Origin of the sequence: Flavobacterium limi, from assembly GCF_010645075.1 — a bacterium.
GTDB classification, from domain to species: Bacteria; Bacteroidota; Bacteroidia; order Flavobacteriales; family Flavobacteriaceae; genus Flavobacterium; species Flavobacterium limi.
Genome location: NZ_JAADZV010000008.1, coordinates 149,534 through 161,048, shown reverse-complemented (window position 1 = coordinate 161,048; position 11,515 = coordinate 149,534). Strand labels below are relative to the sequence as shown.

General features: G+C 35.1%; 7 protein-coding genes, 1 pseudogene and 1 riboswitch. Of the genes and pseudogenes, 5 read left to right on the top strand and 3 right to left on the bottom strand.

The annotated features are described in order from the left end of the window. Window positions 1-46: 46 nt before the first annotated feature. Window positions 47-1,189 carry a glycoside hydrolase family 76 protein gene (locus tag GXM16_RS16780; RefSeq protein ID WP_163395649.1) on the top strand — a complete coding sequence of 381 codons (1,143 nt, stop codon included), beginning with the start codon at window positions 47-49 and terminating at the stop codon, window positions 1,187-1,189. Further along, window positions 1,116-2,350, top strand: a pseudogene (locus GXM16_RS16770) (aldose epimerase family protein). Before GXM16_RS16780 ends, GXM16_RS16770 begins: the two are co-directional and overlap by 74 nt. A gap of 116 nt (window positions 2,351-2,466) precedes the next feature. On the opposite strand, the gene GXM16_RS16765 reads toward GXM16_RS16770, so the two are convergent. Both GXM16_RS16765 and GXM16_RS16760 read right to left on the bottom strand, forming a co-directional pair. Further along, window positions 2,467-3,456 carry a cobalamin-independent methionine synthase II family protein gene (locus GXM16_RS16765; RefSeq protein WP_163395647.1) on the bottom strand — a complete coding sequence of 330 codons (990 nt, stop codon included), beginning with the start codon at window positions 3,454-3,456 and terminating at the stop codon, window positions 2,467-2,469. A 29-nt stretch (window positions 3,457-3,485) separates the two neighbouring features. Continuing rightward, window positions 3,486-4,499 carry an NAD-dependent epimerase/dehydratase family protein gene (locus tag GXM16_RS16760; protein WP_163395646.1) on the bottom strand — a complete coding sequence of 338 codons (1,014 nt, stop codon included), beginning with the start codon at window positions 4,497-4,499 and terminating at the stop codon, window positions 3,486-3,488. A 182-nt stretch (window positions 4,500-4,681) separates the two neighbouring features. Then, a riboswitch (cobalamin riboswitch) is annotated at window positions 4,682-4,816 on the bottom strand. Between the two features lie 174 nt (window positions 4,817-4,990). On the opposite strand from GXM16_RS16760, the gene GXM16_RS16755 reads away from it, so the two are divergent. From GXM16_RS16755 to GXM16_RS16745, 3 genes are all read left to right on the top strand, one after another. After that, window positions 4,991-5,458: an Lrp/AsnC family transcriptional regulator gene (locus GXM16_RS16755; RefSeq protein ID WP_163395645.1), complete on the top strand. Its 468-nt coding sequence runs from the start codon at window positions 4,991-4,993 to the stop codon at window positions 5,456-5,458. A gap of 175 nt (window positions 5,459-5,633) precedes the next feature. Continuing rightward, entirely contained in the window at window positions 5,634-9,947 is a 4,314-nt protein-coding gene (locus GXM16_RS16750) for a hybrid sensor histidine kinase/response regulator transcription factor (RefSeq protein WP_163395644.1), read from the top strand. A 298-nt stretch (window positions 9,948-10,245) separates the two neighbouring features. Beyond that, window positions 10,246-10,476, top strand: coding sequence for a hypothetical protein (locus tag GXM16_RS16745; RefSeq protein WP_163395643.1), 231 nt, complete (start codon window positions 10,246-10,248; stop codon window positions 10,474-10,476). Between the two features lie 397 nt (window positions 10,477-10,873). On the opposite strand, the gene GXM16_RS16740 is transcribed toward GXM16_RS16745, so the two are convergent. Then, a complete protein-coding gene (locus tag GXM16_RS16740; protein WP_163395642.1) occupies window positions 10,874-11,413 on the bottom strand; it encodes a hypothetical protein in 540 nt (179 codons plus the stop codon). Window positions 11,414-11,515 lie beyond the last annotated feature (102 nt).

Below are 11,515 nucleotides of genomic sequence, written 5' to 3'. Positions count from 1 at the left end.
TCATTCGAAATATAAAACAATAAAATAATTGTAAATATTTAAGATTATGAACAAAAGGAAAAAAAGTTTAATACTTATTGTAACGGTAATACTATTTTCGGGTTTTGCAGTAGCACAAAAAAAAGGTTCTTCTAAAAAAAATATCTATAAGAGTGAGATGGAACAGCTGCATACTGCAGTCGAAAGTAATTTTCATGATAGAGTTTCAGGGTATTATTTCGTGGATTTAGATCCTGCAAAAAGAGAAACTAAATTTGGCCATAAAAGAGAATACAGCTGGTTATGGGCACTTTGTGCAATGTTTGAAGCCACTAATGAAATCGAAAAAATAAATAAAAATGCTAATTTAACTGATGGTATATTAAAAAGCATGCAGCCTTATTACGATCCGGCGCCGTCTAAGCCTGGCTATGGTGAATATATTGTAAAACTGAGTCAGGGACAGCGTTATTACGATGATAACCAATGGATTGGAATAACAGCTTTAGATATCTACGAAAGAACCGCTAAGAAATCTTATTTTGATTTAGGAAAGTCAATGTATGATTTTATGATGACAGCTTCAGACAATGCACTTGGAGGCGGATTATACTGGAGGGAAAACGATTTTGAAACTAAAAACACCTGTTCAAACGGACCTGGTATTATTGTGGCACTTAAAATGTACAAAGCGACAAAGGAAAAAGTATATCTTGATAATGCATTGAAAATATACAATTGGACGAATGAAAATCTGCAGACACCTACAGGTTTATTCTATGATAATATTAAGGTAAAAGATAAAAGCATTTCAAAAACCATTTACTCTTATAATTCAGGAACAATGCTCCAGTCTAATGTTTATTTGTATGAAATAACAGGTGACAAAAAATATCTGGAAAGAGCTATTAAAATAGCAGACAGTTCTTTGGACTATTTCTACGCAGGTGACAAATTTAGAGACGGCTACTGGTTTAACGCTGTCTTATTACGCGGATATCAGCATCTTTTAAAATACAACAAAGATTTAAAATATATTTCAGGATTTAAAAAATGTCTGGACAATGTCCTGAAGGAAGACAAAAATAAAAAGGGATTATTTGAAGCAAAAGATGGTGTTTATAATTTGGTAGAACATGGCGGAATGCTGGAAATACTGGCTCGATTTGCTCATCTTGAAGGACACTACAATTTGTCCAGACAAAAATAATTTAGTTATATCCAAAACAAACATCATGAATAAATTGCGATTAATGGTTTGCCTGTCATTTATATTTCTTACATCTTTGCTCAGTTTAGATGCATTTTCCCAAAATATGGGTTCGGCTAAAAAATCTTCAATCCACAAAGAGCAAATAGGACAAGTTCAGGGAGAAGATGTTTTTCGATATAGCCTGCAAAGTAAAACCGGTATGCAGGTTGAGCTCATTAATTATGGAGCAGCAATTACAAATATTATAACACCCGATAAGTATGGCAAGATGAACAGTGTGGTACTGGGCTTCGATTCACTTTCGCAGTATGCAGGGAATGATAATTCATTGATGGGCTCTACTGTTGGCCGGGTTGCAATCGTATTTCAAACAAAAAATTCACTCTTGACGATAAAGATTACCCGCTTTCTTCTGATATTCACGGAGGTGTAAACGGATTTGATAAACGCATTTGGAAAGCCAGAGAAATATCAAAAAAGAATGAACCAGCTGTTGAAATGACTTATTTAAGCAAAGACGGTGAGGAAGGTTTCCCGGGTAATCTATTGGTCAGTGTAACTTTTACGCTCAAAAACAACAATGATCTGGTTATTGATTATAAGGCTACAACAGACAAAGCGACTCCGCTCGTGCTAACCAATCATACCTATTTCAACCTTTCAGGCGGAAAAGACAAGAAAGCATTAAATACAGAATTAACTGTTTTCGCTGATCAGTTTCTGGAATACGGAGATGGCAGTATGCCAACCGGAAATATCTCAAATGTGAAAGGAACCCCATTTGATTTTACTTCATCAAAAACTATCGGAAAGGAAATAGAAAAAGTACAGCAATATACTAACGGGTACGATGTCACTTTTGTTTTGCGTAGCCAAACTGGCAAATTAGCCTTAGCAGCAAAAGCTTTTGAACCATTAAGCGGCAGGGAATTAGAAGTATATACCACCGAGCCGGGTATAGTATTTTATTCCGGAAACTGGCTGAGTGAAAAAGTAAAAGGTCGCAACGGAATACCTTATACCAAAAATGGTGCATTTTGTCTCGAAACACAGCATTACCCAAACTCAATTAATACACCTGCGTTTCCAAATACTGTTTTACGACCGAAGGAAACTTTCAAATCTCAGACCATTTACAGATTTCTGGTTCGAAAGTAAAGAAGCATATTCAAACCAAGTAAAAATGCCAGCTCTACTACTTGTTTGTGCAGAAGTAGAAGAGTTGGCTTTCCTATGAATTGGGTCCTGAGCACATCAGAACCTTAAAGTGTAATTTATAAAATTTTAGAAGCCTCGACAAGACGCTTTAATTTTGAATGTGTAATATCAATAGGAACATGTCCAAATCCGCATTCACTGGTGAGTATTAGACGCTCAGCCGGGAAATATTCGAGGGCTGGTCTTATTCTCTCACGGATTTCTTCTACAGATTCCAGTTCATCACTACGCTGATCTATCACTCCTAAAGCTAAATCCCCTTTATAATCCCAAATATCAAACAGCTCCAGCATATTATATCCAAGTGTGCAATGTTCCAGCATGAGTTCATCAACAGGAACTCTTTTAAATGCTTCAACAAGATCAGTATATTTAGTGAAGTAAACTCGCTTTCTTCTCGGATTTCCACCGCAGACATGTAGTCCAATACGGACTTTCTGAGGGAGGGATTCAATCAGTTCAGCAAGTATTTCAGCTGCCCAAAGACTTTCTTCCGGAGATTCTGTCCACATGGGTTCGTCAAACTGTATATGTCTGCATCCCAGTTCTATGGCCTCTGCTATTTCATCCCTCAAAACATTAGCCCATGCACGGCATAAAGCCTGTGCATCCGGGTAAAGATCTTTTCTCTCATTAACGCTGAAACGATAAAGTACATGCGGTCCGGTTACTGTTAGTTTTACATCAACATCAGCAGGCGCTGCATCACGTGCAATTTTCCAGTTACGGGCTGTATCAAAACGTGAATTTTTAAGTTCTCCGATTACTCTTGGGCATTCGATTCCGAAACCGGCTGTACCGAATGTAACCTTAGGCATATCCTCAAAACTTATCCCATCGATACGCTTTTGGTAAAAATAGTACATATTCTCTCTATATCCTTCTCCATCAGTAATTGTATCAAGTCCCAAGCCAGCCTGGTCTTTTGCTGCCCACTTAATGTAATGATCAACTTCCTGCTGATTCATAACCGGGCGTTTCATGGTATCTTCTAATTTTTCCGGACGAGGGTAACTCCCCACGACTGTATTGCGAAATCCTGACATATAATATATTTAAAGTATCAATAAAATTTTTAATAACTGTTTTGCAGCTGCCTCTGACGGGCTTCCTGGATCTGAGCTCTCACCCCTTCCTCCAGAGACCTCGGAATAAATCCAATCTCTTTTTCTAAACGGCTGCTGTCACAACGATCGACTAATGATGTACGCGGAACACTTTCATCAAACTCATATTCTGCATCCGGAATAATGCTTTTAACAGTCTGCATCAGCTCTTCTGCCGTTACAGAATGACCTCCATTGTTATAGGCAAAGTGGTTGAGTTTTGGTTTAAGGGCAAGCCTCACAAACTGCTCAGCTGCATCATCAACATATATCCAGCAATCTCGCGAATCTTTCGAAAAAGGAAGTTTGGCTTTTTTACCTAATGCCGGATTTGTAGCAAACTCACAGGCCCAGAGAACTGAACCTCTCATTCGTCCATCGCCATAGACAATTGGCGGACGCATCGCAGCGATACTAATTCCTTTGTTTTTCATATATTTTTGGGCCGTAAACTCATTAAGCATTTTCATTACCCCATAAGTATAAAAATGATCGTCAGGAGAACAATAGTTTTCTTCTTTCACGGCATAATTCTCATCACCATAGGCACTATGGTTTGCTCCATAAATAGTTTCGCTGCTGGCAAAAACAAGACGTGAAAGCTTGTGCTCAGCAACCATATCAAACATATTAATCATTCCCAGCATATTAACGGATGCACCACGATGGTGATCAGCTTCTACTTCTGCACTCATTAGATATGCGAGATGAATTATATGAGTAATGCCGGGAAAATTAAGAAACACACTGTTAACCTGCTCCCTATTAGATACATCAAGATTGATAAATGATGTCTGATCTATCTGCTCCTGAATCTCAGACATCTTTGCAGAATCTTTTTTATATTTTAAAAGAGCAATCTGTTTGGTCCATTCCATATTCAGATTCAAATCGGCTACTACTACAGGGATTTTACGCTCCCACAAATTGGCTACTACACGAGCGCCAATAAATCCTGTTCCTCCGGTAACTAAAAATTTCATAAAATTATTCTGGTGTTATGTTTAGCAATCCAACAATAAATATTTTATACGATCTAATTAGGGCAAACGGAAATAAGGAAAGCAGAAAACTGAATATATACAAAAGAATACCTGAAAGCCAATTGGTTTTTGGAAGACTTATAATACATATTGATCTGACCTAAGCTCCTTATCGCGAAAGCATCGTCAATTCAAATTAGGCAGGTATCTGACTTGTAACAATTTTAAGTTACTTACAGTTGCGCGACAGTTCGTGATTTTCACACGATTCCCTTTTAAATTTACAGCTAAGTAAAACCTGATTCTATCGATAAAAGAGAAAGAAAAACTGAATACAAATTCAGTTTAATTCTCTATGCAAAGATAATTTATACACCAAAAAAAAACCATAAAATTCAATTAAATAAGACAATTAAGCTATTTAATACTTATAAATAAGCATAATTCACTTTTTTAAATGTATTTTTGACACTTAAAAAGATTTTTACGCCATGGAAGAACTGGATACTACAGACCTGCTTTTATTAAAAATATTGGGAAACAATTCGAATTACACCATCAAAGAGCTCGCTATACAGGTAAATCTTTCCCCAACCCCTGTACTGCAGCGTGTCAAAAGACTGGAAAGTAACGGGTACATCAAAAAATATATTGCTTTAATAGATCATGAAAAATTCAGTCATGGTTTTATTGTTTTCTGTAATATCAAACTGAAACAGCATGACCGTAACATAGGACACAGTTTTGTTGAAGATATAATGAAAATTGATGAAGTGGTAGAATGTTATAATATTTCAGGAGATTATGATTTTATCCTGAAAGTATTTGCTAAAGATATGAAGCATTATCAGAATTTTGTTTTTAACAAACTAGGGGCTGTAGAAAGTATTGGCAGTACCCAGAGCACTTTTGTAATGGCTGAGATTAAAAATATGCACAATATTAATGTTGAATATTGAAGCTTAGCAAAAGGCTTAAACTGAAGATTTAATTTCCTGAAATATCGAGGGAATAATTAATTATATTCGCAAGTAATACCATAAAATATAATAGTACTTATTATCATATAATGCCTGCCTTCATTTAAGAAAATTATAATAATCCAAAAATCCGTTATTGAGTCCTGTAGCTTTAATGAAAAAACTCATCTCCAAATATTTACTTTCTTTTTTAGCTCTTTTTTTTACCTCCTGTCTTTTGGCACAGCAAAATTATGCTGTTAAAAACTATCTGGTCGAAGAAGGACTTCCGCATAATGTAATCAATCAGATATTACAGGACAAAAAAGGTTTTATCTGGCTGGCAACTTATAATGGATTAAGCAAATACGACGGATATACTTTTAAAAATTACAAATCAAGACCTTCTGATAAGGTTTTTATGAAAAAAAACAGGATTGACCGAATTGTTGAAGACAAATACGGCAGAATCTGGATCAGATCTAATTCGGCTCAGTCAAATACTTATTGTTTTAACCCTGAAACCGAATCATTCTGGAGTACATCCCTTATCAAAAATCCTTCTGTTCAGGATTTTCCGCTCACTAAAATAATTTCCCAGAAATCCGGTTACGTCTGGCTTATATCTGAAACTTCAGGTTGTATTCTTGTAAAAGATGCTGCATTTAACACCGAAGTATACAATCAAAAATCCGGCAATCTGCCTGCTGCCAGCGTACGGTTTGTTTATGAAGATAAACAGCAAAATTCCTGGCTGCTGACAGACAACGGAATTACACTCATCAAAAAAAGCAAGCTCGAAAAACCGATTCATTATTTCTCAAATAAAAACACTGTTGCAAAAGCATTTCATACTGCAATTGAACTTGAGGACGAAATCTGGTTTGGTGCTTCTAATGGCAAAATAGTAAAATACTCCAAAACAGACCACACTTTCAGAACCAGCAGACTGGAAATAGATGCCAATATCACCCGTTTTGAAAAGCTAAATGACCAGACTATTCTGGCTATTAGCGATCAGAAAGGTTTTGCAACTGTTGATATTCATAACCATAACGTTCAGATTTATGATTCGAAATCGTATCCGCAATTAAAAACGGCTGATCTGGTTCCTATTTCAATAGTCCAAAACCATTTGTTCTGGTTTGTCAGGGATAATGAAAAAGGAATTTATTTATTTGATTTCAATACCCAAAAATTAAAATATTTCCTTTCTGATTTTCAGGAAACCAAAAATCGTTCGACTTCAGAACATGCCTTTGTTTTTTCAAACAAGAAAGGCGAAATCTGGGTTCAGCCCAATGGCGGAAAGTTTTCAAGATTTGACCCTGCTACTGAAAAACTGGTTCCACTGACCCCTGAGTCTTCTCACAATCAGGTAAAAAATTTCCACTGTGCCTATTTTGACAAACAAGGAAATTTATGGTACAGCTCACAAGCTTCGGGACTTACAAAAATTAGCTTCAGCAATCATAATTTCAAAACGTTTCCGTTGCTCGATTCTGAAGTACGCTGTATCTTTCAGCAAAAGAACGGCAACGTCTGGGTCAGTACCAAAGGAAACCAGCTCATCCTTCTGGATAAAAATTTAAATAAAATAGGTCATCTCTCCCCTTCCGGCAGCCTGGCAGAAAAATCGAACTGGAACAAAACAATCTACAGCATCACAGAAGATTCCAATGCTACTATCTGGATTGGAACCAGAGGTGACGGACTTTATAAATTTGTACCTGTAAAGGCTTTTAACTATAAAGCGACACATTATAAAAACGAAAAATCAAATCCGTACAGCTTATCGAATGATGATATCTATTCTGTTTATCAGGATAAAAAAAATCAGATCTGGATAGGTACACTTGACGGAATAAATCTGCTGAGCAATAATAAATTTATTCATTATAAAAACGACTGGAAATCCTATCCTAAAACTGACTTCAAAAAGGTTCGCTGTATGAGCCATTCAGGAAATTTAATTTATGCCGGAACTACAGATGGTCTGCTTGTTTTTAATCCGAATAAAATAAATGGAAAGGTACATCATTACGAAATTGAACCTAATTCGGATAAAAGCCTTAGTGGAAATGACATTATCGATATTTGTGTAACCCGAAAAAATGACATTTTTTTAGCAACCTCAGACGGTGGAATTGACAAGGTGATCCAAAAAGATGCTTTGAGTTTTCCATTACGTTTTAAAAGTTTCAAACAAGGCGATGGTTTGCCATCAGATAATATTATTTCGCTTCAGGAAGATGCTAATGGGGAAATCTGGGTGGCTGCAGATTATAATCTGACCCGTTTTAATCCGGGCAGGGAGGTTTTTGAAGTTTTTCCTCAGATAAAACTGATTACAAAAGGACAGAATTTTTCTGAAGCTACAAAATTCCGCCTTCAAAACAACGAATTGCTTTTTGGCTATGCGAATGGTATTTTGCACTTTTTTCCGGATCAGATAAAGTCAAATAGCTTCTCCCCTTATCTCGCACTAACCGATTTTAAAGTCATGAACCAAAAAGAACCGGCCAATAAACCTCTTTTTGATACTTCAATTGACAACAGCAAAGAACTTGTTCTGAAACACAATCAAAACTTCTTTAAAATTGAATTTGCTGCGCTGGATTATACAAATTCATCTAACATCAAATACGCCTATAAATTAGAAGGTTTTGATGAAAACTGGAATTATGTTCAAAATCAAAACAGTATTATCTATACAAATGTACCAAAGGGAGATTATATCTTTAAAATAAAGTCAACCAACAGTCAGGGAATCTGGGTTGAGAACAAAAGGCAGCTCCCAATCATCGTTAGACCCTCTATCTGGAACACGACTGTTTTTTATATCTTTTATGTAATTCTGATTCTCGCTATCCTGTTTCTTATCAATTATACCCTGATTACCATATACAGGTTAAAGACAAACGTAAAAGTAGAAAAACGGATGTCAGATATGAAGCAAAAATTTTTCATTGATATCTCACACGAAATCCGCACGCCCTTAACATTAATTTCCGGCCCCATTGAATATCTTATCAATGACAACAGAACACCGGAACCCGTAAAGCAGCAGCTTTCGTATGTTTCACAAAGTTCGAACCGCCTACTGAGATTAGTGAACCAAATTCTCGATCTGCGTAAATTTCAGGATGTCAGCCTTGAGGTTTCAGAAATCAATATAGCCGAATTTGTAAAAGCCATCTTCAATGATTTTGTCGAAATAGCTAAAGAGCAGCAAATCAATTTTACTTTTCATGAAGAAGCTGGCAACACCAAAATCTGGGCAGATAAAAATGGCCTGGAAAAAATAATCATGAACCTGCTGTCGAATGCTTTTAAATATACGCCAAACGGGAAATCTATTAAAGTCAGGATTACAAAAGATGAAAATCAAATTGCTATCGACATCATTGATGAAGGCATCGGAATTTCTCAGGAAAAAATAGGGAGGCTTTTTACACGCTTTGTTTCTTTTAACCAAAAACGAAGTAATCCAAGTACCGGCATTGGCTTATCGCTGGTTAAGGAACTTATCGAAAAACACAACGGTTCTTTAAATCTGATTAGCGAGCCGGATAAGGGAAGTACTTTTTCTGTATACCTCAAACTTGGCAAAGAGCATTTTCCTGAAGATGTTGTTTTCGATTTGGAAGAAAAAAATCCGGAAATACCTGATACAGAAGAAATATCGGTTCTTTCTCTTCCAAAAAACAATTCCGAAAAAATTAAAATCTTAATTGTCGAAGATGATGTCAAATTAAGGAAATTTATAACGAATATCCTCGAAAGCGACTATCAGGTTTTGGAAGCTGAAAACGGAAAAATTGGTTATCAAATGATTATGGATGAGAATCCTGATTTCATCATCAGTGATATTATGATGCCTGAAATGAATGGTATCGAACTCCTGAAAAAAATCAGGACCAATATCGAAACCAGTCACGTTCCTGTCATTCTGCTGACGGCAAAGACCACCATTGAGAGTCAGCTTGAAGGTTTGACATATGGCGCAGATGATTATATTACCAAGCCTTTCAGCGTTTCGTACTTAAAAGCCCGAATCGAAAATCTTCTGAACCAGAGAAAACGGTTACAGGAAATTTTTGGTGCTATTGAAGAAACTGAATTTAAAGAGTTCAATCCGAAGCCGCATTTGATTTCAGATCAGGATGAGGAAATTATGCTGAAAGTAATTCAGATTATTGAAGAAAACATTGATAACAACGATTTTTCCGTTGAAGACCTGGGATCGTTTGTCGGACTGAACAGAACTACTTTTTATTATAAAATCAAAAGTCTTACCGGCTACTCCCCTGTTGAATTTATACGCGATATCCGTATAAAACGTGCCGCTCAGTTAATTACCACCAACCAGCTTTTAATTAAGGAGATTGCCTATATGACGGGGTTTTCGGATATCAAATATTTCAACAAATCTTTTAAAAAGAAATATGGTGTTACACCTATGGAATATAGGAAGCAGCATAAATGATGTTTTAGTTTTGTATTATTGATATGCATGCGTTTAAGCGGGAGAATTTTAGAGTATAAAAAAAATACTAGTTCAAAATCAAAAAATTATATTATTTTTCGGTAAAAATAGAGGGTTTATGAAAACGTTTTTTTATTGTTTTTTTTCGTTACAACATCATCTACGATTTCTGCTTATTGTCAAAATAGTCAATTCTATAATGGCTTATTATCACAAATTCGTAGCAGTTATACAAATGAAAACTTAAAAGATTCTGTAAACTGCACTTATTAGCAATGATATTCGACGAGACTCATACATGGAAGTAGATCGACATGGTAGGATTAAAACACTTTTAGATCAAATTCCAGGTTTTGAATATGTATCTGATATTGATTATAACATTACAGAAGAGTACATTTATGATGACGTCGATTGGGAAATTAAAAATAATTATAGATCACCATTAAAACAATATTATCCTGTAAAAAACCACAATTTGTTACTAAAATTGAATCAAATAAAGTTCAAAAAGAAGAAACAATTGTAAAAAAACAAAGTTTTGCAAGAATATGTAGAAGAAGTATATAAATATATTTATGATAGCATCGGAAGGCTTACTGAGGAGCAGACATATTATGTGCATAGATTCGCTGAAACTATAATAGATAAAAGCATTACAAGTAAACTGTTATAAAAACGGCTGGTAAAACGAAACAAAAACCTGCAATTATAAAACCTTTCCAACTGCCTTTATCGTCTCCTATATGAATGGCAAGTTTACTTGATAAAGCTTTTTTCAACTATCAAAAAAAATGCAACTTTGAATTTTGACTAAAAAATAACCATCCTTTAAATAGCTTTAAAAGAGGTTGGAATTTTACTTTTTTAGAAATGGTTTTAAAATATTGGGAGTTGTGCAACAGCTACCGCTGTTAGGAGCTGGCTTAATTGTTAGAAAAAAGGAAATTATTACTCTCAAATAATTCTGTAATTTCACAATTTATTACTTCAAGTGTAACTATATCTATCAATATTGATGTCCTGTGAATTTCTTCAGGCAAATCATCAATTTCACGATAATTATAAAAAATTAATCTTCCATTTTCTATTCCATCATATTCTCTCACAAACTCGATTTGAGTTCCAAGTCTAGTGAAAAGAATAGTTTTGAAATTTGTTTTGAAAAAACCATAATCATAATAATAACTAATCGATTTTGAGTTGACAATCAAAACCTCTTTACCATAAATATTCCAGATTAAATATCTTAGTGGAAAGATAATTATAATCGCACTGATTATTAATACTGGAATTATTGCAGATGCAATTTCATCTTTCTCAAGGGTTGACAAAACTAATGATAAAACTCCAAGAAATATTATTAAAAAAATTGCGAGTACAATCTTTCCAATTTTACTTGAGTTGATTTTTAAAGTTGAATGAATATTTATTCCATCAAAATGTTTTTCAATCGTGTTTTTCATTAGCAGTGATTTCAAAGCATGCGCCTAACTCATTTATACCAGCCATAAAATGGCTCCAATCCATAAACTTTGAGTCCCCCTTGTGTCATAAGATTACAGATA

Excerpts from the sequence above, each read along its gene's own strand:
- GXM16_RS16750 (WP_163395644.1), top strand. The coding sequence starts at position 5,634 with ATGAAAAAACTCATCTCCAAATATTTACTTTCTTTTTTAGCTCTTTTT.
- GXM16_RS16755 (WP_163395645.1), top strand. The coding sequence starts at position 4,991 with ATGGAAGAACTGGATACTACAGACCTGCTTTTATTAAAAATATTGGGA.
- GXM16_RS16745 (WP_163395643.1), top strand. The coding sequence starts at position 10,246 with ATGGAAGTAGATCGACATGGTAGGATTAAAACACTTTTAGATCAAATT.
- GXM16_RS16760 (WP_163395646.1), bottom strand. The coding sequence starts at position 4,499 with ATGAAATTTTTAGTTACCGGAGGAACAGGATTTATTGGCGCTCGTGTA.
- GXM16_RS16780 (WP_163395649.1), top strand. The coding sequence starts at position 47 with ATGAACAAAAGGAAAAAAAGTTTAATACTTATTGTAACGGTAATACTA.
- GXM16_RS16765 (WP_163395647.1), bottom strand. The coding sequence starts at position 3,456 with ATGTCAGGATTTCGCAATACAGTCGTGGGGAGTTACCCTCGTCCGGAA.
- GXM16_RS16740 (WP_163395642.1), bottom strand. The coding sequence starts at position 11,413 with ATGAAAAACACGATTGAAAAACATTTTGATGGAATAAATATTCATTCA.